This window comes from Hymenobacter setariae, assembly GCF_007713685.1.
Classification (GTDB): domain Bacteria; phylum Bacteroidota; class Bacteroidia; order Cytophagales; family Hymenobacteraceae; genus Hymenobacter; species Hymenobacter setariae.
In genome coordinates this window covers 825,083-848,339 of the sequence record NZ_VMRJ01000002.1, presented here as the reverse complement: position 1 = coordinate 848,339, position 23,257 = coordinate 825,083, and the positions used below count along the sequence as shown (strand labels likewise).

The 23,257-nt window shown below is 55.8% G+C and carries 24 protein-coding genes; 17 read left to right on the top strand and 7 right to left on the bottom strand.

Going from position 1 to position 23,257, the window contains the following annotated elements; all coding sequences use genetic code 11:
- The first annotated feature begins 4 nt into the window (after nt 1-4).
- The 6 genes from FNT36_RS09985 (at nt 5) to FNT36_RS09960 (ending at nt 6,481) form a co-directional block, all read left to right on the top strand.
- Nucleotides 5-334 carry an STAS domain-containing protein gene (locus FNT36_RS09985; RefSeq protein WP_144847013.1) on the top strand — a complete coding sequence of 110 codons (330 nt, stop codon included), beginning with the start codon at nt 5-7 and terminating at the stop codon, nt 332-334.
- A gap of 97 nt (nt 335-431) precedes the next feature.
- On the top strand, nt 432-848 hold the full coding sequence (locus FNT36_RS09980) for an ATP-binding protein (RefSeq protein ID WP_144847011.1): 417 nt from the start codon (nt 432-434) through the stop codon (nt 846-848).
- A 192-nt stretch (nt 849-1,040) separates the two neighbouring features.
- On the top strand, nt 1,041-3,416 hold the full coding sequence (locus FNT36_RS09975; RefSeq protein WP_144847009.1) for a peptidylprolyl isomerase: 2,376 nt from the start codon (nt 1,041-1,043) through the stop codon (nt 3,414-3,416).
- Nucleotides 3,417-3,538: 122 nt separating this feature from the next.
- Nucleotides 3,539-4,930: a peptidylprolyl isomerase gene (locus tag FNT36_RS09970; protein WP_144847007.1), complete on the top strand. Its 1,392-nt coding sequence runs from the start codon at nt 3,539-3,541 to the stop codon at nt 4,928-4,930.
- Between the two features lie 85 nt (nt 4,931-5,015).
- The gene (locus tag FNT36_RS09965) at nt 5,016-5,981 is read left to right on the top strand and encodes an AAA family ATPase (RefSeq protein WP_144847005.1); all 966 of its coding nucleotides are present in this window, start codon (nt 5,016-5,018) and stop codon (nt 5,979-5,981) included.
- 83 nt (nt 5,982-6,064) lie between these two features.
- Nucleotides 6,065-6,481, top strand: coding sequence for a hypothetical protein (locus tag FNT36_RS09960; RefSeq protein WP_144847003.1), 417 nt, complete (start codon nt 6,065-6,067; stop codon nt 6,479-6,481).
- 120 nt (nt 6,482-6,601) lie between these two features.
- Here FNT36_RS09960 and FNT36_RS09955 read toward each other — a convergent pair whose 3' ends face one another.
- Complete coding sequence (locus FNT36_RS09955) at nt 6,602-7,489, bottom strand: SDR family NAD(P)-dependent oxidoreductase (RefSeq protein ID WP_144847001.1); 888 nt, start codon at nt 7,487-7,489, stop codon at nt 6,602-6,604.
- Nucleotides 7,490-7,560: 71 nt separating this feature from the next.
- On the opposite strand from FNT36_RS09955, the gene FNT36_RS09950 reads away from it, so the two are divergent.
- Entirely contained in the window at nt 7,561-8,154 is a 594-nt protein-coding gene (locus tag FNT36_RS09950) for a GNAT family N-acetyltransferase (RefSeq protein WP_144846999.1), read from the top strand.
- A 32-nt stretch (nt 8,155-8,186) separates the two neighbouring features.
- Here FNT36_RS09950 and FNT36_RS09945 read toward each other — a convergent pair whose 3' ends face one another.
- Complete coding sequence (locus FNT36_RS09945) at nt 8,187-9,158, bottom strand: hypothetical protein (protein ID WP_144846997.1); 972 nt, start codon at nt 9,156-9,158, stop codon at nt 8,187-8,189.
- 452 nt (nt 9,159-9,610) lie between these two features.
- On the opposite strand from FNT36_RS09945, the gene recA reads away from it, so the two are divergent.
- The 9 genes from recA to tsf all read left to right on the top strand — a co-directional run bounded on the left by recA (nt 9,611) and on the right by tsf (nt 17,253).
- Complete coding sequence (gene recA, locus FNT36_RS09940) at nt 9,611-10,699, top strand: recombinase RecA (RefSeq protein WP_144846995.1); 1,089 nt, start codon at nt 9,611-9,613, stop codon at nt 10,697-10,699.
- 152 nt (nt 10,700-10,851) lie between these two features.
- Nucleotides 10,852-11,673: a DUF3108 domain-containing protein gene (locus tag FNT36_RS09935; RefSeq protein WP_144846993.1), complete on the top strand. Its 822-nt coding sequence runs from the start codon at nt 10,852-10,854 to the stop codon at nt 11,671-11,673.
- A 111-nt stretch (nt 11,674-11,784) separates the two neighbouring features.
- Nucleotides 11,785-12,504, top strand: coding sequence for a response regulator (locus FNT36_RS09930; protein ID WP_233635816.1), 720 nt, complete (start codon nt 11,785-11,787; stop codon nt 12,502-12,504).
- Nucleotides 12,505-12,534: 30 nt separating this feature from the next.
- Nucleotides 12,535-13,698 carry a sensor histidine kinase gene (locus FNT36_RS09925; protein WP_144846991.1) on the top strand — a complete coding sequence of 388 codons (1,164 nt, stop codon included), beginning with the start codon at nt 12,535-12,537 and terminating at the stop codon, nt 13,696-13,698.
- A 35-nt stretch (nt 13,699-13,733) separates the two neighbouring features.
- Nucleotides 13,734-14,447 carry an RluA family pseudouridine synthase gene (locus tag FNT36_RS09920; protein ID WP_144846989.1) on the top strand — a complete coding sequence of 238 codons (714 nt, stop codon included), beginning with the start codon at nt 13,734-13,736 and terminating at the stop codon, nt 14,445-14,447.
- A 130-nt stretch (nt 14,448-14,577) separates the two neighbouring features.
- Nucleotides 14,578-15,030, top strand: a complete 453-nt coding sequence (gene rplM / locus FNT36_RS09915; RefSeq protein WP_144846987.1) for a 50S ribosomal protein L13 — start codon at nt 14,578-14,580, stop codon at nt 15,028-15,030.
- Nucleotides 15,031-15,076: 46 nt separating this feature from the next.
- Nucleotides 15,077-15,463 (top strand): 30S ribosomal protein S9, encoded by a 387-nt coding sequence (rpsI, locus tag FNT36_RS09910; protein ID WP_144846985.1) that lies wholly within the window; start codon nt 15,077-15,079, stop codon nt 15,461-15,463.
- A 21-nt stretch (nt 15,464-15,484) separates the two neighbouring features.
- Nucleotides 15,485-16,258: a 30S ribosomal protein S2 gene (gene rpsB, locus FNT36_RS09905; protein ID WP_144846983.1), complete on the top strand. Its 774-nt coding sequence runs from the start codon at nt 15,485-15,487 to the stop codon at nt 16,256-16,258.
- 158 nt (nt 16,259-16,416) lie between these two features.
- The gene (gene tsf / locus FNT36_RS09900; protein ID WP_144846981.1) at nt 16,417-17,253 is read left to right on the top strand and encodes a translation elongation factor Ts; all 837 of its coding nucleotides are present in this window, start codon (nt 16,417-16,419) and stop codon (nt 17,251-17,253) included.
- 102 nt (nt 17,254-17,355) lie between these two features.
- Here the strand turns inward: tsf and FNT36_RS09895 are convergent, their stop codons facing one another.
- Genes FNT36_RS09895 through FNT36_RS09885 form a run of 3 tightly spaced genes read right to left on the bottom strand, consistent with a single transcriptional unit; the run spans nt 17,356 to nt 19,125 of the window.
- Complete coding sequence (locus tag FNT36_RS09895) at nt 17,356-18,063, bottom strand: SHOCT domain-containing protein (RefSeq protein WP_144846979.1); 708 nt, start codon at nt 18,061-18,063, stop codon at nt 17,356-17,358.
- 29 nt (nt 18,064-18,092) lie between these two features.
- On the bottom strand, nt 18,093-18,824 hold the full coding sequence (locus FNT36_RS09890; RefSeq protein WP_144846977.1) for a hypothetical protein: 732 nt from the start codon (nt 18,822-18,824) through the stop codon (nt 18,093-18,095).
- Nucleotides 18,825-18,864: 40 nt separating this feature from the next.
- On the bottom strand, nt 18,865-19,125 hold the full coding sequence (locus FNT36_RS09885) for a hypothetical protein (RefSeq protein ID WP_144846974.1): 261 nt from the start codon (nt 19,123-19,125) through the stop codon (nt 18,865-18,867).
- Nucleotides 19,126-19,300: 175 nt separating this feature from the next.
- Between FNT36_RS09885 and FNT36_RS09880 the strand changes: the two genes are divergently transcribed.
- Nucleotides 19,301-19,480 (top strand): hypothetical protein, encoded by a 180-nt coding sequence (locus FNT36_RS09880; protein ID WP_144846972.1) that lies wholly within the window; start codon nt 19,301-19,303, stop codon nt 19,478-19,480.
- Between the two features lie 18 nt (nt 19,481-19,498).
- Here the strand turns inward: FNT36_RS09880 and FNT36_RS09875 are convergent, their stop codons facing one another.
- Nucleotides 19,499-20,818, bottom strand: coding sequence for an MFS transporter (locus tag FNT36_RS09875; RefSeq protein WP_144846970.1), 1,320 nt, complete (start codon nt 20,816-20,818; stop codon nt 19,499-19,501).
- A 138-nt stretch (nt 20,819-20,956) separates the two neighbouring features.
- Entirely contained in the window at nt 20,957-23,125 is a 2,169-nt protein-coding gene (locus FNT36_RS09870; RefSeq protein WP_144846968.1) for an FUSC family protein, read from the bottom strand.
- Nucleotides 23,126-23,257: the final 132 nt, after the last annotated feature.

Below are 23,257 nucleotides of genomic sequence, written 5' to 3'. Positions count from 1 at the left end.
TATTATGAAAGTAACGACGCACACCACCACCGATACCCTCACCCTCGTTCTTGACGGTGAGCTAGATGCCTCTTCTGCTGTTGTGCTCGACGCTGAGCTTAACAAGCCAGAGATACTAAACTACCGTAAGGTACTCGTTGATTGCCAGCGTCTGAGCTATATCTCCTCGGCAGGCCTAGGGGTATTTATCTCGCACCTGCAACGCTTGCAAGATTCCGACGTGAAATTAGTATTCTTCAACATGCAAGAGAAGGTGTTCAACGTATTCGAGATTCTTGGCCTCGATTCGTTAATGAATATTGTTCCTACCGAGCAAGAGGCCCAAGCCGCTTAGTAAGAAATTAAGAGTTGAGAGTCGGGAGTTAAGAATGGACATTTGGTCACCTCTTACCTCTTTACTCTCTACTCCTGATTCTTAATCATCAACGTCCATGACTAGCCACCTTCGCATTGCTTGTTCGCGCCACAACCTCCAGCAGGTGCGCGACTTCGTGCGCAGTTTTCTGATGGCAGGGCATCGCAACGATGTTATTGTTAACCAGGTAGTGCTAGCCGTAGATGAAGTAGTGGCTAACTTCATCATCCATGCCAATGGGGAGGACGCTAACCAATTTTTGGACCTGATGCTGGCCCTTACTGAGCACCGCCTCGATATAGAAATCGAGGACCAAGGCCACACCATCTTCATTCCGTCTTCGGTAGCTCCCAACCCTGATATGCGCGAGTACATCCGGCAAGGCCGCCGGGGTGGTATGGGCATGGCCCTGGTATCGCGCATCATGGACCAGGTAGAGTTTTTTGAGCGCGATGCCCATACCGTCTGTCACCTGAGCAAGACGCTTGGCTAGCGTAAGCTATTATCACCTAGGTGGGGAGAATAAGGGAAGAAGAAAATCTTTCACTTATTCTCCCCATTTTTTATTCGATTCTCCGCTTCAGCCTATCCCCGCTTTTTTCTTCGTAAAATTGCACCAGCATTGTGTCCATTGCGTTGGGAGCAAACTTCTGACCTTATTGGGCTGATTCCGCTTACTCTTTCTATGCATTTACGCCTTCCGCTGGCCGGCGCTGCTGCCGCCACGCTGTTGCAGCTGGCTGCTTGCCAGACCAGCAAACCTACCACTGCTGCTGCGACTACGGCACTCACTGGCTCGGCTGCCGCCCAGCAGGATAGTGGTCCCGCTATCGAAACGCTAGGCACTTACCGGGTTCCGGCTAGTGAGTTTGGGTACGTCTACAAGAAAAACAACGGAACCGCGCCCGACTATGGCACTCGCCAAAGCGTGACCGACTACCTCACGCTTTACACAAACTTCCGGCTGAAGGTGCTAGATGCGGAAAAGCGTGGTCTTGATACTACGCAGGCCTTCCGTCGCGAGCTCGACGGCTACCGGCAGCAGCTCGCCCAGCCCTACCTCACCGAAAAGGGTGTGACCGACCAGCTGGTGCGCGAAGCCTACAGCCGCATGAGCCAGGAGGTAAATGCCTCGCACATTCTCATTCGGGTGGCCCCCGATGCCAGCCCCACCGATACGGTTATCGCGTATCAGAAAATCAATACGCTGCGGCAGCGCGTCACGAATGGCGGCGAGGACTTTAGCACTGTAGCGAGTAACACCAGCGAAGACCCCTCGGCCAAAGAAAACGGCGGCAAACTCGGCTACTTCACGTCGATGCAGATGGTGTATCCATTTGAAACGGCTGCTTACCTAACGCCGGTAGGCCAGGTAAGCCAGCCTATTCGCACGCGCTTTGGCTATCACATCATTAAGGTCAACGACCGCCGGGCAGCCCAGGGCGAGATTAAAGTGGCGCACCTCATGGTACGCGTAACGCCGCAGGCCCCTAAGGCTGACTCGACTACCGCCCATAAAAAAATCAACGAACTCTACGGCCGCCTGCGCAAGGGCGAGAACTGGAACAAGCTTGTCGCGCAGTTTTCGGAAGATGCGGGCTCGGCGGCCAATGGTGGCGAGCTGCCGCCCTTTGGCACGGGCCGCATGATTCCGTCGTTTGAGGAGGTAGCATTCAAGCTGCAAAAGCCCGGCGACATTTCGGCCCCAGTGCAAACTCCTTATGGCTGGCACATCATCCGGCTAGTGGAGAAGCAGCCAGTACCCTCTTTCGCTACCCTAGAGCCCACCCTTAAAAGCAAAGTAGCTAAAGACTCACGCTCAGAGCTGAATCGCACGGCGTTCCTGAAGCGCATTCGCCAGGAAGACCAGTTTGTGGAAAACCCAGCCGGCAAGAATCTAGCTTTTGCCCAAGCCGATACAGCCTTGGTAAAAGGACGCTTCAAATTCAACCCTACGGCCCTAATGGCTAGCACTGCCAAGCCTTCAAAAAATGCTACCAAAGCCAGCGATAAGCAGCCGCTATTTACTATCAAGGGCAAGCCTTACCTAGTAAGCGATTTCCTTGCCTACGTACAGCAAAACCAGCGCCCGCGTCCTACAGCGCAGCCGGCGTTTGCTATGCAGCAGCTCTACGACCAGTACGTAGACCAGAGCCTAACCGAGTTTGAGAAGAACAGCCTTGACACCAAATATGAAGACTATCGCATGCTCGTAAAAGAGTATCGCGATGGTATTCTATTGTTCCAGCTCATGGATGAGAAGGTGTGGAGCAAGGCCATTGAGGACACGACTGGGTTGCGCAAGTTCTTTTTAGCCCACCAAGCCAACTATCAGTTTGGGCAGCGGGCACGAGGTACGGTTATCTCGGCCGCTACGCCTAAGCTGTTGGCTCGTGCTCAGCGCGAGCTGGCTACCCGCCGCTACCCCGTAGCTGGACGGGCCGGCACAGCGCTGGTACATTTCAAGCCTGGTACTGCTACCCTAGGAAGCACCAATGGCACAGCCGTGCTTAGCGACCTAGCGAAGCGCATGGACCAAGACACCGCCCTCACAGCTACTGTGGCCGGCCATATCAAGCGTGGCGAGAGCCCAGCCCTAGCCCGCCAGCGCGCCGCTGCCACTGTAGACTACCTAGTGAAAACCGGTAAACTAGAGCGCCGCCGCGTATCGGTAGCACCCGCCACCGCTGCCACTGCTGATGGCGACACACGTATTGCGCTGTATAGTAGTGCTACGAACGTATTGGAGGCCAGCTTGAATGCTCAAAATCCATTGGCGGTGCAAATTCAGCAGCGCACGTTCCAGAAGGGTGACAATAAGGTGATGGACGACTACCTCACGCGCCCAGCCGGCACCTACACGATGCAACGCGATGGCCGCTACTATGCTGTTGTGGTACAGCAATCGTTACCCGCTGGCCCCAAGGCCCTTAGCGATGCCCGTGGCCAAGCCACTAGCGATTACCAGAACTACCTCGAAAAGCAGTGGATTGAACAACTCCGTCAGCAATATCCAGTGCAAGTCAACGAGGCAGAGGTCAATAAACTGGTTACCAAATAAAAGATTAGTTCTGTCGTTTTGCTTCTTGTTAATTTCAAGAACGAAACGGATTTTCTTACCGCTCACTCGCGTTACGGCCGCACACCCGGCAACCATTTGCCCCTTCTGTGGCTCTTTAGTTTATGCAACTCATCCTTAAGCGTCTGCCTACGCTCGCTATTCTGGCTTTATTCTCCCTGCTAGCGGTGCCGCACACCAGCCAGGCCCAGCTTGGCATTAGCCGCCCGCGCGGCCAAGAGCTGGTAGATGGCATTATTGTGAAGGTAGACAACCAGATAGTGCTGCGCTCAGAGGTCGAAAATATTTATGGCCAGGAAGTAGCGCGTGCTCAGGGCAAGCCACTCCCACCCGACTTGAAATGCAAAATTTTGCAGAGCCTGGTGCTGAATCGTCTCATGCTTGCACGGGCCGAGGTTGACTCCGTTACCGTAACCGACCAGCGGGTAAATTCGGAGCTAGACCGCCGCATGGCTTACTTCGTGCAGCAAATAGGCTCTGAGAAGAAGCTGGAAGAGCTGTACAATAAATCGGTACGTGCGCTTAAGGAAGACCTCCGCGGCCAAGTGCGCGACCAGCTGGTGCAGCAGGAAATGCAAGACAAGATTGCGGGCAAGGTAGCCGTGACGCCGCGCGAAGTAAAAGAGTATTTCGAGAAGGTACCTAAGGATAGCGTACCTTATTTTTCCACTGAAGTAGAAGTAGGTCAGATAGTTATACCTGCCCAGGTAAACGATGAGGCCAAGCAGGCAGCTATCGCCAAGCTCAACGACCTGCGGGCTCGCATTTTGGCCGGCGAAAAATTTGAGACACTGGCTAAAGAGTTTTCGCAAGACCCCGGCTCTGCCGTGGAAGGTGGCTACCTAGGCTTCTTTAAACGTGGCGAGCTAGTGCCACCTTATGAAGCTGCTGCCCGCAAGCTCGAGCCTGGCCAACTATCGCCAGTAGTCGAGTCGCAATTCGGCTTCCACCTCATTCAGCTCATCGAGCGCAAAGGTGAGTCTTACTCCACACGCCACATTTTGCTGAAGCCAGCTACTGGCACTACCGATGTAAGCGCCTCGGCTGCTAAGCTGGCTAAGATTCGCCGCCAGATTTTGAGCGACAGCATCTCGTTTGCCAAAGCAGCCAAGGAGTATAGCGACGATAAGATGAGCAGCGCCAACGGTGGCCTGCTGGCCAACCGTCAAGACGGCGGCTCGCGCCTCCCGCTCGATAAGCTCGACCCGGCCATCTTCTTCACTATCGACACCATGAAGGTGGGCCATATCACCCCGCCCCTCCCCTACCGCACCGACGACGGCAAGGACGCCATGCGCATTCTCTACCTCAAGTCGAACATTCCGCCGCACCAAGCTAACCTGACCGACGACTATCAAAAAATTTCGCAGGCGGCGCTGGCTCAGAAGAAAAGCCGGGCCTTGGATGAGTGGTACGATAAGAACCGAAATACCGTATACCTGGAGGTAGCACCAGAATACGACTCGTGCAAAGTTTTGACTGCCAGCACCGAGTAACAAACCTTATAGTGCTCCTAGGTCGCTTGCTCCTGTATCGAGTGACCTAGGGGCACTACCTCATTTACCAGAAGTATTTTAGCTAATGGCTCAATTTCAAAACGATAAAGAAGCTGCCGACTCGCTCACCCGTGCTTATCAGCAGCTGCGCCAAGAAATTGGGAAAGTAATTGTAGGGCAAGAAGAAGTGGTGCGGCTAGTACTCACGGCCGTGTTCGCACAAGGCCACTGCTTGCTAGTAGGAGTGCCAGGGCTCGCCAAAACGCTGCTTATCCAGACGATTGCCGACTCGCTCGACCTTTCCTTCAACCGCATTCAGTTCACGCCTGACCTGATGCCCTCTGATATTGTGGGCTCGGAAACGCTGACGCAGCAGCGTGACTTTCAATTTGTAAAAGGGCCGATATTCTCCAATATCATTCTGGCCGACGAAATCAACCGCACCCCGCCCAAGACTCAGGCGGCGCTGCTGGAAAGCATGCAGGAATATGCCGTGACGGTAGCCGGGCAACGCTACCCACTGGCACGCCCATTCTTTGTGCTGGCTACCCAAAACCCAATTGAGCAAGAAGGTACGTACCCGCTACCCGAAGCGCAGCTCGACCGCTTTATGTTCAACATTGAGCTAGGCTACCCGAGCTACCAGGAGGAGTTGAACATCGTGAAGAACACCACTTCGGACCGCAAGCCAGTAGTGAGCAAGGTGTTGCATTCCGATGATATCCAGGCCTACCAAGCCTTGGTGCGCCGCGTGCCCGTGGCCGATAACGTAGTGGAATACGCAGTAAGCCTTGTGCACAAAACGCGCCCCAACGGGGAGCGCGCTGCGCCGCGCGCCAAGCAACTCCTGGAGTGGGGCGCCGGACCTAGGGCCAGCCAGTACCTTATTGTGGCTGCCAAGTGCAACGCGCTGCTCACTGGCAAATACTCGCCCGATATCGAAGACGTGCGGGCCGTAGCTTTGCCTATTCTCCGCCACCGCCTCGTACGCAACTTCAAGGCCGAAGCCGAAGGTGTGACGATAGAGCAAATAGTGAAAGAATTATTATAAGTGCGCAATGCTTAGAGCTTTAGTGCTTGGCGAAAATCATTTTACCAACCTAGGCCATAAGTAGCTGACACCAAGCACCCATCATGGAAGCCCAAGCCTACTACCAACAATTTGAGCGCAATGTGCGCATCATTCTCGATGCCTTGGCCGCGGGCCTCGACCTGCGCACCACTACCCTCGAAACCAGCCTGCCGCTGGAAGTGTACGTGCTGTGCGAGGTGCTTAACCAAGGCGCGGGCGAGCACTTCACGCTGTCGGCAACTGGCGTGGCACGCCTAGCCGAGTTTCAGCAGCAGTTTATGCGCCACGAAGACCAAACGCTCGCTGCCATGCAGCGCATCTTGGCCGACAAGCACGCCATTATGCGCACCCCCGAAGGCCGCGTCCTCACCAAGGAGATGCTAATTCGCCGACTAGAGTATTTCAACGAAGCTGCCCGGCAAGTCAATGTTATGCGCACACAGCAGGCTCTAGGTAGCCCCCGCCAATACGCAGTCTAAACTAACTAAGGGCGTTTGGATTAAGCGCATGTTGAAAACGCTACGTTCCTACTGCAAACTAAAAAAGGCCACCCAGCAGGGTGGCCTTTTTCTATCTTATCAACTCAGCAACTTAGTCGATTAATGACCTACCATTTTACCTGCATCATCGTGCCGTATCTCGGTGTGGCCGTCTTTGCTGTGCTGAATATCGAGTTCGCCAGCCGGCTCCTTTTTAAGGTCAGCGGGTACTTGGGCACCCGAGCTGCTCTTAGAAATGGTAACGCCCCCATCCACAAAATAGATGGCCCCCGTCACGTAGCTCGCCTCATCAGAAGCTAGGAATAGGTACACGTTAGCTACCTCTTCGGTAGTACCACGGCGGCCCATAGGTACCCCTTCTACTGTTTGCTTCTCCATTTGAGAAGTCATGGGGCCGGTTTCCTTGTGGGTCCAGGCCGTGTCGATAGGGCCAGGCCCTACGCAGTTGGCCCGCACGCCATACTTTGCTTGCTCGGTGGCAATGCCCTTGGTGAAGGCATGGTTAAAGCCTTTAGTGCCGCCGTAGGGCGTGTTCATGGGCTCGCCCATATGCCCGGCTTCCGAGCCCGCCGTTACGATGTTGCCGCGAGTTTTCTTTAGTTCGGGTAGCGCGGCCCGGCTCATATGAAACGTAGTATAGATGTTATTCTTTACCATGTATTCAAAAGCTTCTACCGGATACTCATCAAGCTCGGTAGCCGCCGGGAAAGCGCCAGCGTTGTTTATCAAAATATCGAGCTGCCCAAACTGCCCTACAGCAGTTTGCACGCAGGCCTCCGCCACCGCTTGGCTCGATAAATCACCTTCGAAGGCCGTCGCACGGCCACCAGCCGCCGTTATCTCCTTCACTACCGCCTGCACGGGGTCTTCCGGAAAGCCGGCTACAACCACAGATGCACCTTCTTTAGCAAATTTTTTGGCGATAGCCTCGCCGATGCCCGCGCCGCCTCCGGTCACGATGGCTACTTTACCTTGTAGTCTGTTCATAGGAAATAAAGAAAAAAACGAGAAGTTTGCTTCTTTACTGGCTTCCTAGCCGGAGGGTTATTCATTATTCCATGTTCGCTGCTTCTCCTCCCCTAGGCTCCAAACTATGCGTGCTCGACACGGCGCGGCTACGCCTGCGCCCCTACGAAGCCAGCGATGCGGCGGCATTCTTTCGGGTACTCGATGAGAGCCGCGACCGTTTGCGCCTGTCATTTCCCGACCGCCTCCGGTCGGTGCCCACGCTGGCTGAGGCACCTGGCCAGCTTGCAACTTTCGCCCACGACTGGCGCACCGGCCGCTTCTATGTATTTGGCATCTGGCACCAGCAGACCCAGGCTTACCTCGGCGACATTTGCCTAATGCCCCAGCGCGGCGGGCAAGCCGAAATAGGCTACTACTTGGCCGCCGAGGCCGAGGGCCACGGCTACGCCCGCGAAGCCCTAGGTGCCATCATTCGGTTCGGGTTTGAGCAAATAGGCGCGACGCACTTGCTCATCCGGTGCTTCGTGGACAATGTGCGGGCCCAGCAAGTAGCCCGTGCGCACGGCTTTCGACTGCTAGGCGAGGAGCCAGCCTCTGAGAGCCGCTCGTGGTTTCGATTCAATCTGTGGGATACAAGCCCGCCCCTGCCAGCCATCCTACACTTTACGCTGGCGCGCTGCTAGTCAAGCACCTAGGGCCGCTTTGATTGGGCCCGCTATTGTCCTACCCGTACGCGGCGCCCTACGTTACCCAGCAGCCATTCTTGCCGAAAGTTGAAGTACACGCCGAACGAGAAATCTAGCAGTTTAGCGTTGAAATCATACACCGGCTCCACGCGCACCGTCACGGCCGCCGCGTCCGAGATGCGGAAGTCGCGCAGCAGCCGCACCAGTAGCAGCCGGCGCTCGGGGTCGGTGTAGCCTGGCGTGCCCTCGCGTGCGGCCACCGACTGGTAATAATTGCCACCTAGGGGCGCGTAGAAGCGGTGCCCCTGCCAGTAGCTCAGCATGAGGTCGGCATAGCGCATTTCGAGCGTACCATTGAGGTACAAGCCGTTGCCATTCTGAAACGGCAGCCGGTAGTTGCCCATCGAGTGGTCGTCGAATAGCAAGCCATACGCATTCAGTCGCACGGCTTGCAATACGCGGCCCCGTAGCGGCAGGCGCGCCACCACGCCACCGGCGTAGTTAAACAGCGTCTGGATAGGCGCATGCAGCGTATCAATCTGCCCACCTGCGTGCCGCGCCGTGAATTGGAGCGGAATGGAAACTTGCACCGGGCTATTGTCGCCCGTCAGCTGGAAGCTGCTGCTGAGGCCACCGGCTATCTGCTCCTGGTAGTTGGAGCCGGGGTACTCCTGCCGCAGCCAATCAACCCACACGTCTAGGAAAACCCGCTTACTATTTAGGCGATATTGGAGGCCCTCTTCTAATGGCTTTAGTATTACTTGCTCAAAATCAAGTAATGGCTCGATATAGTTATGGTTGAGGTGCGGACGAATATTACCAAAGATGAATTGTTGGTTACCTTTCGTCCAGGTAGCCCGGAAGGTGGGGCGCACTTGCCGGAGTTGCGAATTGCCGAAATCCTTCCATAGAAATACTCCCGCTTCGAGGCGTAGGTCTTTGATGGGATAATAGACTAGCTGAGGATTTAACTGTGTGCCAAACAGTGTGTAACCCTGCACGATATCGTTAAAATACTCGTTATCTTTGAAGAAGGTAAAGGAGTTGAGAGAAAGGCGCAGGTCGCCTTTTTCATGACTTGTTAGCAGACTATCGGTCGCATGAATCGAATCTGTTCGGGCGCGGTTACGCTTGAATTCTTCTTCGCGACCATCTATAAGATGATAAAACTTCCTATAGTATCCGGGTGCAGGCGAAGTAAATGCCGAATTATCTAGTTGCGCATGCACCGGACTGGCCGTAATTAGCACAGCCCCAAGCCATCCCAAAAATTTTAGAAAATTCCTCATATATTTCCGCTCTCAACGGCACAAAACCTAGGGTCGCTGTGTTAGAAAAAGCCGCCTGAGAACGGCCGAAGCACGGTTTACCAGCCGCTTCTTCGGGCCTTGCACAAGAAGGTCAATTCGATAAAAGCACCAAACTAACTACTTTTTTACCCAATTTCCCCGACATGGCAGTTGCAACTGACAAAGCCGAGAAAAACGCCGCCAACCCCGCCGCTGAGAAAGCCAAAGCGCTTCAGCTGACGATGGACAAGCTCGACAAAGCCTTTGGCAAAGGCACCGTGATGAAGCTGTCGGACCAGAAGGTCAACGACATTCCGGCTATCAGCACGGGTTCACTCTCGCTGGATATTGCCCTTGGCATTGGCGGCCTGCCCCGCGGCCGGGTCATTGAAATCTACGGTCCTGAATCGAGCGGTAAGACGACGCTGACGATGCACGCCATTGCCGAAGCTCAGAAGGCTGGTGGCATTGCGGCTTTCATCGACGCCGAGCACGCCTTCGACCCCACCTACGCTCGGAAGCTAGGTATCGACGTAGATAATCTTCTCATTGCCCAGCCCGACAACGGCGAGCAAGCCCTCGAGATTGCCGACCAGCTTATCAGCTCGGGCGCTATCGACATTATCGTTATTGACTCGGTAGCAGCCCTTGTGCCCAAAGGCGAACTCGAAGGTGACATGGGTGACTCGAAAGTGGGTCTGCACGCCCGCCTCATGAGCCAAGCCCTACGTAAGCTCACCGGCACTATCAACAAGACGAACTGCCTCTGCATCTTCATCAACCAGCTGCGTGAGAAAATCGGCGTTATGTTCGGCTCGCCCGAAACTACTACTGGTGGTAACGCCCTGAAATTCTACGCCTCGGTACGCCTCGACATCCGCCGCATCGGCCAGATTAAGGAGGACAAAGACAACGTGACCGGCAACCGCACCAAAGTAAAAGTGGTGAAAAACAAGGTTGCGCCGCCCTTCAAAGTAGTTGAGTTTGACATCATCTACGGCCAAGGCATTTCGAAAGTAGGTGAGATTGTGGACCTAGGTGTTGACATGGGCATCATTGCCAAGTCAGGCTCGTGGTTCAGCTACGGCGACAGCAAGATTGGCCAGGGCCGCGAGGCTGTGAAGACCTTGCTGCTCGACAACCCCGAGCTAGCCGAGCAAATCGAAGCTAAGATTCGTACTCTTGCCAAGGGCGATGCCGATGTCATCCCTGTAGATATGAGTGGCCCCGAAGACGGCGACGATACGCTGTAAGTCACGGCACTTTAAGAGCAAGGCCCGCTACCGAATGGTAGCGGGCTTTTTTTATGACCTAGGGCAAGCTAGCTTATTGCTTCTATCCTATTTTTGTCTTGGCACTCTGTTTGTAATTATTTTCTAGGTATCGCGTTACATCTATCCGCTTTATGACCCGTCGCTGGTTACTCTCTCTTCCGTTTTTGCTGGCCTGCACGGCCTGGGTGCAGCCCACTGGCTCGGCCGAGCCGGTGCGCGTGTGGCCCAATCCAAGCTTTCAGGCCGGCGAGACTATTCGTTATAAAGTACACTACGGGTTAATCAACGCTGCTGAGGCAGTAGTTGAGACCTCGGGCGCACTCGACCGTGTGGCCGAGCGGCCCTGCTACCGTGCTACCGTGAGCGGCCACACTACGGGCTCCTTCGATTTCTTCCTGCACATTCGCGACCAGTGGCGCTCCTATATTGACACCACCAGTATTCTGCCGCTGCGGGCCACGCGCGACATCACTGAGAAGGGCTACCACAAAAAAGAAACTGTTGACTTCGACCATCGGCGCGATATTGCTGATGTGCAAATCCACGACCGGGAAAATCCTACCCGCACTGCTTACAAAATCCCTAACAATGCGCAGGAGTTAGTGAGTGGCTTCTATTATTTGCGCACGCTACATTACGAACATATGAAGCCCGGCGATGTCATTAAAATGCCCGGCTTTTTCGATGAATCGTCCTTCAATCTGGAAGTTGCCTTCAAAGGCCGCGAGCTAGTTGAAACCAAGGCAGGTACCGTGCATGCGCTAAAACTGGTGCCCAAACTGCCCAATAACAAGATATTTCGGGGCGAAGACGCCATTAAGGTTTACCTATCCGACGACCGCAACAAGATTCCGGTACTATTTCAGGCTGAGCTATTTGTGGGGTCAGTGAAGGTTGACATGTATAAATACGACGGTTTGAAAAGCAAGCTCAACCTCGTAACAGCTCAATAAGTAGCTAGCATCAAGCCACCGGGCAATGCGTCACATAACCGTAACATGCGACTGGGTGGCTAGCGGGTATTTTTGCACTGCGAAAGTCCTTCCCCCTTTCGCCCAGTTGCCATGGCTGCTTCCGTTGCCCCACGGGCTGCATCAGCAAAAACGATGACCTACAAAATTCTAGTAGTTGACGACGACCCTGATATTGTCGAGCTACTTGAATTCAACCTCAAAAAGGAAGGCTACCTCACTGCCTCGGCCGCCGATGGCCGCCGCGCTCTGGCTGTGGCCCAAGATTTTGTGCCCGACATCATTTTGCTCGATGTAATGATGCCGCAGCTCGATGGCATTGCCACGTGCCGCCTGCTTCGCGAGCAGCCCCGCTTAAAGGATACCTACATTATGGTGCTCACGGCCCGGTCCGAGGAGTTTTCGGAAGTAGCCGCCTTTGAGGCAGGTGCTGATGACTTTATTGCCAAGCCCATCAAGCCTAGGGCGCTGCTGAGCCGCCTAGCCGCCGTGGTGCGCCGCGACCAAGACCCCCACGCTGGTGTAGAAGCCATCGATATAAATGGTCTGCGCATCGACCGCACGGCGTTTGCCGTGTACCAAGAAGGCCGCAAAATTACCCTGCCGAAGAAAGAGTTTGAACTGCTAGCTTTCCTAGCAGCCGCACCACATAAGGTGTTTAGCCGCGACGAACTGCTCCAAAACATCTGGGGTAATGATGTCTTTGTGCTGGCCCGCACCGTGGATGTGCACGTGCGCAAAGTGCGCGAAAAGGTGGGCGACCACCACATCCAAACTATTAAGGGTGTAGGCTATAAATTTAACGCCGACTAGCGAGCTACCTATCAGCTCGCAGCGGCCCCTATGAGCCAATGGCGCTGGATAGTACGAGGACTGCGGCGGAGTACTTCCTGGCTGTCTCGCCTCGTCTATCTCACTCATTCGGCCCGGTATAAAACGGTGGAGATTTCCTCACGCACGATTGCCCTGCTTATTGCCCTACTGGTAGCAAGCGTTCTTACTACGTTTGCCTACCTAGGACCAGGCCTGCCGGTACGGCAGGCCTTTTTAGCGGGTGGTGTTACCATAGCTGCCTGCTTTCTACTGGTATACCTAGCTTTTGAGGCGCTTATTTTTCGCGAAATAAACGGCATATACGCTGGACTTGAGCACATTAAGCGCAAAGAGTTCAGGAAGCTCAGCAACCGATTTTTATTTCGCCCCGAGCCCCTCAAGCGCCTGCGCGATGAGATTCTGGAAACGGCCGAGCGTCGCCAACAGGAGTTTGAAGAGTTGAAGCGACTGCAAGTGCTACGCCGTGAATTTTTGGCCGACGTTTCGCACGAGTTAAAAACGCCACTCTTTGCAGCACAAGGCTTTGTGCATACTATCCTCGACGAAGAAGTAGACGACGAGGACGGTATGGACCCCGCCACTCGGCGCAAGTTCTTGCAGAAAGCCGCCAGCAGCCTCGATGCCCTCGACACGCTGGTGCAGGACCTAGTCACTATTTCACAGCTCGAGAAAGGGGTAGTGCGCATGCGCCGCCAGCGCTTCGACCTAGCGGCCCTCGTGCAGGAAATATTTGAGCTATTGGAGCAGCAGGCACAACAGCGAGGTGCCGCCCTCACCCTCTACCCCGCTCAGTTGCCCGAAACCGGACTGCCTGTAGTAGCCGACCGCAATCGCATACGCCAAGTACTCATCAACTTGATTGACAATGCCATTAAATATGGCCGCGAAGTGGGTGGTCAGGTCGTTGTGTCGCTTGTGGTGGGCCGCGAGAGCGTGCGCGTGACGGTGCGCGACAACGGCGCGGGCATTGCCCCCGAGCACCAGGCGCGCGTGTTCGAGCGGTTTTATCGCGTTGAGAAAAGCCGTACCCGGGCTGCGGGTGGCACTGGCCTAGGGCTGGCCATTAGCAAGCATATTGTCGAAGCCCACAAGTCTAGCATTCGCATCAAGAGCGTCGTAGGTGAGGGCACCGCCATGGAGTTCAAGCTACCTAGGCCCAAGGAAGTAAAATAACGGGCGGCCAAAGCGGTCGTACCTTTGTACTTCGCATGAAGCCACCTAAGTTCAAAGACCTTATCTTGTTTGAGAACGACGATTATATCGTCGTCAACAAACCGCCCTTCTTGGCCACGCTCGACGAGCGCATTGGCGTAGCCCCTAGCCTCCTGCGCTTGGCTCGCGAGTACGCCGACGACGCCCAGGTAGGCCACCGCCTCGACCGCGATACTAGCGGCGCACTAGCCTTGGCTAAGCATCCTGAGGCTTATCGCAACCTCGCTATGCAGTTCGAAAACCGCGAGGTGAATAAAATCTACCACGCTGTCACTAACGGTGCTCCTCCGCTGGAGAAGTTTGTGGTAGAGCGCAATATCGAGACCACTAAGAGCGGTAAAGCACGCCTAGCCTTTAAAGGAAAGCCCGCCGAAACGCGCTTCACTACTCTCGAAACCTACGCCCAACACGCCCTAGTGCAGTGCGAGCCTGTGACCGGCCGAATGCACCAGATTCGCCTGCACCTAGCGTATGTGCAGACGCCTATTGTGGGCGACCATCTTTACGGCGGTGAGGATTTTTATCTGTCGTCACTCAAAAAGAAATTCAACCTCAAGGAGGGCGAGACCGAGCAGCCATTCATCAAGCGCTTTGCGCTCCACGCCGTGGAACTAGGCTTTACGGGGCTAGCTGGTGAGGTGATTAAAGTTGATGCACCCTATCCCAAGGACTTTCGTGTGCTGGTTGAGACACTGCGGCAGTATCGCTAATTCAACCAATTAGCTGACACACCCTTGTTATTCTCCCTTAAAACCCGTACCTTTGTGACCGTTTTTCCCCAAGCCCGTTCGGCTTGGGGTTTATTGTCAATTGTTTAGCCGGTAATTTTTACCAATCCTCATGGACCACCTGAGCTTCAAGACGACCCACGTCAACAAGGCCAACGCCCAGAAAAGCTGGGTTATCATCGACGCCAGCGTGGCCCCGCTGGGCCGCGTGTGCAGCCAAATTGCTAACGTTCTGCGTGGCAAGCACAAGCCTTCGTTCACTCCCAACTCGGACTGCGGCGATAACGTGATTGTTATCAACGCTGACAAGCTGCGTGTAACGGGCAAGAAAATGACCGAGAAGGTATACATCTCGCACTCGGGCTACCCCGGTGGCCAGAAGCAGCGCACCCTGCGCGAGCAGATGAACCGCGACTCGCGTAAGGCTATCGAGCACGCTGTGAAAGGCATGCTGCAAGGCAACCGCCTAGGTGCCGAGCAGTTCCGCAACCTGTACGTATACGCTGGCAGCGAGCACCCCCACGAGGCGCAGCAGCCCAAAGTATACGAGCTGAAGAACCTGTAAATCATTGCTTTTACGGCCGATTTTGGCCGCATTATTTTTCCACTAAATGGCAGCTACTAACACCTCTGGTAGAAGAAAAACCTCGGTGGCTCGCGTATACATGCAAGCCGGGCAAGGGAATATCACTATCAACAACCGGGACATGAAGTCCTACTTCGCCAACGAACTGTTGGAGAACATCGTGAACCAGCCGTTGGCTACCCTCGAGCAGGTGGGCCAGTACGACATCAAGGTGAACGTGAGTGGCGGCGGCATCGCCGGCCAGGCTGAGGCTATCCGCCTCGCCATCGCGAAAGCCTTGGTAAGCGACAATGCGGAAGTGAAGTCGGCCCTCCGCAAGGAAGGTTTCGTGACCCGCGACCCCCGCATGGTCGAGCGGAAAAAGTTCGGCAAGCGCAAAGCTCGTCGCTCGTTCCAGTTCTCTAAGCGCTAATCGTTTAACCGTAGGAATATCATGGCTCAGTCCACCACTTATAAAGAGCTGCTTGACGCAGGTGCCCACTTTGGCCACCTCACGCGCAAGTGGGACCCGAAAATGGCGCCGTACATCTTCATGGAGAAGAACGGCATCCATATTATCGACCTCAACAAGACGCTGGCTTCGCTTGATTACGCTGCCAATGCTATTCGCAACATCGCGAAGAGCGGCCGTAAAATCATGTTCGTAGCTACCAAAAAGCAGGCCCAAGAGATTGTGCAGACGGAGGCTCAGCGCCTCAAGATGCCCTATGTAACGGACCGCTGGCTGGGCGGGATGCTGACGAACTTCGCCACCATCCGCAAGAGCTTGAAGAAAATGAGCACCATCGACAAGATGGTGAAAGAAAACACTGCCTACGCTGCCCTTGCTAAGCGTGAGAAGCTGATGCTGACCCGCGAGCGTGAGAAGCTGGAGCGCGTAATGGGTGGCATCGCCGACCTGAGCCGCCTACCCGCTGCCCTCTTTGTGGTAGACGTGAAGCGCGAGCACATTGCCGTGAAAGAAGCCCAAAAGCTCGGCATTCCGGTATTTGCTATCGTAGATACCAACTCGAACCCTGAGCTGGTGCAGTTCCCGATTCCGGCTAACGACGACGCTTCGAAGTCTATCCAACTCATTATGAACGTAATGGGTAAGGCTATCGAAGACGGCCTGTCGGAGCGTAAAGTTGACAAAGAGGATGCCGACCGCAAAGAAGCCGATGAGGCTGCCATTGCGGAGAAAACCGAAGCTGACAACGAAGGCTAAGCCGCTCGCTTTTATAGCTTGACAAAAAGGGAACGGTCGAGGCAATTGCTTGGCGGTTCCCTTTTTCATTTTACAGTTGCGTGGGCTTTGCAGCTCACGACCTAGGAATAACACTCCATTCACCCCCAACTCGCGGACTGAACGTCCGCGCTACAACTATGGCCGCTATCACCGCCGCAGACGTAAACAAGCTCCGCACCATGACCGGCGCGGGCATGATGGATTGCAAAAAGGCTCTGACCGAAGCCGATGGCGACTTTGAAGCCGCCCGCGACATCCTGCGTAAGCAGGGCCAGAAAATTGCTGACAAGCGCGCTGACAACGCCACCTCGGAAGGCCTCGTGCTCGTGAACGTTAGCGCCGACGGTACCCAGGGCAAACTGGTAGCTCTCGCTTGCGAAACCGAATCGGTAGCCAAAGTAGCTGACTTCCGCACGCTGGTGCAGCAAATCCTAGACACGGCCGTGAAAACGAACGTGGGCACCAAGGAAGACCTGCTGGCTGCTAAAGAAGAAGATGGCCGCACCGTGCAGGAGCACATCACTGAGCTGACTGGCAAAATCGGCGAGAAACTCGACCTCACCTACACCACCCTAAGCGCTGAGAAAGTAGCTTCGTACATCCACTCAGACAACAAGAAGGGCGTACTCGTGGGCCTGAAAAACGTGGGCAGCGCCGACGTAGCCGCCATTGGCCGCGACGTGGCTATGCAAATCGTGGCCATGAAGCCCGTTGCTGTTGACAAAGACGGTGTGGACTCGGCTACGGTAGAGCGCGAAATCGAAATCGGCAAAGAGCAGGCACGTGCCGAAGGCAAGCCCGAGGCGATGCTGGAGAAAATCGCTCAAGGCAAACTCAACAAATTCTACAAGGAGAATACTCTTCTGAACCAGGAATTTGTAAAAGACAACTCGCTGACCATCGCTCAATTGCTCGACAAAGAGTCGAAAGGCATGACGGTATCGGACTTCAAGCGTGTAGCAATCGGTGCTTAATTAGCGCCCCTAGGTTGCTTTATAAAAAAAGCCCGCTGGCAATACGCCAGCGGGCTTTTTTTATAAAGCATTTAAGACGCTTTTTTCTGCTTAAGCCATGCTCTAGATAGCGGTGTCTGCGGCTATAGTCGTGGCTGGGGCAGGCTTAGCAACTGGCTTGGCAGGTGTCACTGCTGGGCTGGTAGTAGTAGGAGCGGTGGCTGAATCTGCCTGAAACTGGGTGGCCGCAGGCTTGGCTACTGGGGCGGGCGCTACTACGGGCGCTACCCGTATGGTTTCGGGAACGGCGGGCGGCAGCGTGAGTTGCTCGGCCTGGGGGCCAACTTCGGGAGCTACACGCGCCGAGTCGGCAGCGGTTTGGCTGGTACTGGTGAGGTGCTCGTCGGGAGCACTGCTACCCAAAGTCAAGTAGAGGACTGTGGCTAATAACACGAGCGCCCCACCGATGATGAAGACCAGCGTGAGCGGATTACGGCGCTCCTCGGGTGCCTCAATAGAAGGGTTGGCCGGCGTGTCTTCTACAAGGACGGGGGCTGCTGCCGTAAGCCAATCGGTGCCCTGGGGCGTAGCAGACGCTGGAGGTAGCTCTACCTGAGTTGGCGCTACAGGTTCGGCAGCGGGCACGGGGCTTGACAGCGGCGAACCTAGGGCGGGGGCGGGAGCCAAGTCGGGAACTGGCCCGGCCTCCTGGCCAAACACTAGCTTTTGCTTCAGCGCCTCAAACTCTTGGGGCGTAAGCGTGCCAGCGTCGAGCATTTCTTTGAGCTGGCGCAGGGTAGCAAGCGCTGAATTGGCATCGGACGGATTCATGCGGAAGAAGCTAGCGGCTGGGCAGCCGGTTATTTTTTATCGACGGTGGCTAGGCGCTCGCGGCGACGTTGCAGGCGGGCACGCGTCGTTTCGCGCAGCTGCGCATTGGTGGTGAGTTGTAGACTATCCTGGTGCATCTGCAGCGCGTTAGAACGGTTTTTATTGGTTAGCTCGTCGATGCGTTTCAGGTTGGCGGCAGTGTTGCTTTGGGCAGCTTGGATGCTGCGATTTAGCTTGTCTTGCTCTTTGTCGGCGGCCGTTACATCGCGCTCGGCCTCTTTCACTTGTACTTGGTAAGCATTGGCGCGGGCTGCAACAGCAAACCTGTCTATAATCTTCCGCAGGCCCTTAAACTCAGACACGGTGCGCGTAGGCTCGAAATACGTTTTATCACCAAAACCGCCGAAGAAGGCAATTTCAGTAGTCGAATCATTCACCGCACTCAGATTAACATACAGCGTTATGGGCCGGCTCGAAATGCCAACGTTTGATACCTCTTGGGCCGCTAACTCGTCTTTCTTACCCTTGATACCTAGGGTGGCCAACGCGCCACTCTTGAAGCGGATGCCATAGGTATCTTTCATATAATCTTGCCAAAACTCGCGGGTGGTCTCAACGGAACCATCAACTTGCAGCAACAGCGCGTCGCGGTCGCGCTTATCGTGGGTAGTCACACCGCTACTTACTTGGTAGAGTTGGGCGCGCACGGGCGCTGACAGCACGAAAAGACTGACGATTAAAGCGAAGCAAAATTTAAGCATAAGGCGAAGGGAAGAACAGAAGGTTGGTTTACGCAGAATCCTAGCGCAGGTCATGGCGGGCAAAGGCGGCGCGCATATCCTGCTGCATGGCTTGGAAGCGGGCCACGGCTGCCGCTAGAAACTCGTCATCGAGCAGCTGCCGAATCTCGATATCGGGTGGCTCGATACCACTCAGGTCTAGCTCGGCTACCTTATAGGTTTGCTCGATGGGACCTTGCTCTAGCTTAAGTAAATACTTGCCGTTCCAGGCAAGCAGCGTGATTTTGACCTGAGGATACGGGATATCGGCGACGTGGCGCATAGCATCTTGCGAAGGAAAAACCTCACTATAGCGGCAAGCAATAGTGGGGCGAAGATAAGGCTACGTGAGTGGGCCTAGGTAAGCTGCGCGTTAACCGCAGCTGGGCCCTTGCCGTACCAAAACCAAGCCAGTCGCCCGCGATACGGCCGCTACCCACCCTTTAACTTCTACTACTATGCCACAAGGAGATAAGTCCAAGTACACGGACAAGCAAAAACGCCAGGCCGAGCATATCGAGGAAGGCTATGAGAAAAAAGGTGTGCCCGAAGATGAGGCTGAGGCCCGTGCTTGGGCCACCGTTAACAAGCAAGATGGCGGGGGCAAGAAGCCCGGCGGCTCGGGCCGCAAGCATTAGTGTTCCTCGCCCCCTCCTTTAGGCCGCGGCCGCCGGTGCAGTAAGCTGCGCCTGCGCCGCGGCCTTGCTATTGGGGTTGAGGTAGTAGAGGGCCAGCAATAGCCCCATGAGCAGCACGCCGCAGCCCAGCCCAATGCGAGGCGCGGTGGTGACCTCTAGCAGCCAGCCGTTGAGGTAGCTAGCTGTCACGGTGCATAGATTAACTAGGGCCATGTAGGTAGTAAACTGCGAGCCCTCAATTTTAGGGCGGCAGTAGGCCATCAGGAGGGGCATGGCCGATACACTTAGCAGCGGGTCAGCGAGGTTCACCATCGCTAGGCCAGCAAAGCCAACTGCATATGCGTCCCACTCGGTAGCCATGCAGTTGAATAATAGCAGAAAGGAAGCCATAAAAACTAGTACCCACCACTGCAAGCGGCCCGCACCTAGGCGGTCGACTAGCACGCCGCCGCCCATGAGCACGGCGAAGGAAAGCAAGCTGCCCCACGTGCCTTGCAAGACGGAGACTTGGGTATCGGCCCACCGCAAGCTGTGGATGAGATGATAAACGTAGGCATTGCCAAATAGCGAAGCTGCTAGGTAGCTCAAAATAATGATGGCAAATGCGCGCAGACTGTGCTTCTCAGCTATGCTGCGGCCTAGCTCACGAAAAAGCCAACCTAGGGAGGGGTTTTCTTCTTCTGTGAGCACAGGGCGGTCGGTGCGCTGAGCAGCGCCAAACTGCGGCAGCAAGCGGTCGGTGCGCTCGAGCTTGATGAAAAACGTGAGCACCGTGAATGCCAGCAGCACCAACGACTGCACCCAGGCCGCGCGCCCAAAGCCGCCGTGGTGCAGCAAGTATGAAAGCGCCGCGCCACCCACCGCCCAGCCCGCCAGCGAGCCAGCCCGCATAAATGCGTTGACGCGCCCGCGCTCGGCCACCGGCACTACCGAAATAGCAATGGCATCGACACTAGCATCCTGAATAGAGGCAAACACGCTATGCACAAAAAACACTGCCCCCAGCAGGGTTAACTCGTGCACGGGGTCGTGCACAAGCAGCAACGATAGCGAGGCCAGCACCGCTACCAGCTGCGTGAGCACCACCCACTGCTTGCGGTGCCCAATGATGGAGTATTGATACTTGTCGATGAGTGGCCCCCACACGAACTGAAACGTCCAGGGCAGGCCCACCGTGGCGGCAAACGAACCCACCGCTCGCGCCGAAAGCCCCTGCCCTATCAGAAAATTATAGACCGCCGTGAGCGCAAACCCCGATGGGATACCCTGCATCACGTACAGGTAGAAAAACGTAAAATAGCGCAGGCGGGCACTATCGCGCAGTACAAGGCTTTTCAAAGCAGGTGGGGAAGAAAGAGACGTGAGCCGACAAGGGCTGGCAAGAGCCCCTACCAAATGTAGCCGCCACCAGCTGGGCAATTACTGCCGAGCTTTGGCCCAGGTCTATTTGCCGACGGCACAGTACTCAGCAGCGCCCTAGGCAGTTAGCACTTCTGTTACTTTACTGAGGTCGGTACTTACTTTTTGCAGAAAGCCCAGTTGCTCCAATAGAGGCCGGTCGGCAGGAGCGGCGGGCACTTCGGAGCGCACTTCAGGAGCGGGCGCGCTTTCTTCGAGCAGTGTTTCGGGGGCTAGACGCGTGAGGCTACGCGTAAGGGCCGCCTGGGCGCTGGTAAGGGCGCGCCGGCTTTCGGGCGATGGCGGCGGGGTGGGCGTGGCCGTGTCTTGCAGCGTGGCCGTGAGCGCCGCGATATTGGACGACAGAATGTGATTAAGCACCACAAACTGGTGTATTTCAGTGGGGTGGCGGCGCTTGCTTTTGGGCTCGGAGAGCATGCGCTGAAACGCGGCCGCTAGGTTGGCCGAGGCTACGTACACATCTTTGCGCCGCAGCCGGTAGGCCGTGGCCGTTACTTCGCGGCCCGCCAGGCGGTCGGCCAGTTGGCGCAGATAGGCGAGGTTGGCACGCAGGGTGGCAGCCATCAGGTCGCGCAATTGGTCGCTTTCCCAACTCGGAAACAGCAAGTAGCCCGCACTGAATGCGATGGCGCACCCCAGCAGCGTATCAGTCACCCGCTCTTCGATAATACCTAGGTATCCCGCCCCCAAGAAGGTGAACATAATGAGCAGGTAGGCCGTCAGAAAGATGACTGTTATAATGTACTTGGTGCGCTGAAAACTGTAAGCCACCACCATAAACACTACCAGAAAAGCGAAGCGCACATCGCCGCTAGCTACCGTCTTGAGGATAAGCGTTCCCAGCACACCGCCTACCAATGTGCCGATAATACGCTCGATGTTGCGCTGGCGTGTGAGACTAAAGCCCGGCTTGAGCATGATGGTCACGGTCATGAGCACCCAGTAGTTGTGCTGGCCGTGCCACAGGCTTTCAGCCAACACAAAGGCCACGGCGCAGGCTACCGTCATGCGGATAGCGTGCCGAAACACTGACGAGTTAAGCGTTAGGTTTTGGGTGAAAGCAGAGAAGTGTAACTCCTGCTGAGCCACAAACTGCAAGTGCGTAGCAGCGCGACTAGGCTCAGGCGGGGCTTCTTCGAGCAGGCTTTCGTCGAAATAGCGGCGCAGATTAGTGATGCGCCGGATAAGGTCACGCAGGTTCACCAATATTTTCAGGAGCACCCTAGGGCTGCTGTCGGCAGCATCGGCGGGCGTGGCCGCAATGCGAGCTTGCAGCCGGCTCCACTCGGCGGTGCGGTCGGGAGCTGGACTACCGTAGGCACGGTTGGCCTGAATGGCGCTACCTAGGTAGTCGAGGTCAGTGGCCAGGCGGCTTATCAGGGCCGCGATGTCGGCCAGCAGGCCAGTGCGGCCAAAGTCGCGCCGCAGGGCTGCATAGTCGTAGTAGCCCGCTGTGATGTGCTCGTACAGGTCCACCGCTTCCACAAACGTGAGCACGAGGCGCCGGCTGGTGCTGGTGCTTTCATTCACGAGCTGGCGCGAGCGAAACAGCACCTCGCGCACAGCCTCTTGCTTATCATTGACTGTCACTTGCTGGGCTACAAGGCGGCGGTAGTCCTCTTCAAGATTGGTTGACTCTTGGTAGAAATCGGCTTTCAACTGCAGAAAGCCGGCCATGGCGTGCAAGCACTCGCCTAAGGCCTGCTGGGCGGGCCGATAGGGCTGCAACTGCTGTTGCAGCAGCGCCAGTACTAGGTACCAGCCACCCCCTAGCAGCAGTAGCAGCGCATGAGGCAGCACCTGAGGCAGCGCGGGCGGGTGGGCCAGCATAAGCACCATGGCCAGCAGCGTGGCCGAGCCTACCGAGCCAGCCCGGGCGCCCCACACTAGCAGCATGGTGAGGGCAAAGGCCATTCCTACCACTTCCAAGCCTAATAGCCAGCGGTAGGGCGCCACTACCCCCGTCAGAATAGATACCACAAACACCAGTCCTAGGCCGGCCAGCATACCATTGCGCTTATGCTTGGCGGGGCCTGGCGTATCGGTGGCGCTCACGCACACCGCCCCTGTTGAGATGGTGATGCCCGCCTCAAAATTGCCCCACTGCGCCCCTACCAGCGCCGGCAGCAGAATGGCCAGCGTGGTGCGCAGCCCATCGGAGAAGTGCTGGCTAAAGAAGAAATACGATAAGTCGCGGCGAGATACGTGCGGGAGCGAGGGCAACATGGGTACCGGCAAATACGGTCTGCATCCGGTTGAGTTTAGGCCCCAAACAAATGGCCAAGCGTGATATTACTCACGCTTGGCCATTTGTTTGGGGCTGACTACCCTAGGTAGCAGTTACAGGCGCTCAGTGCG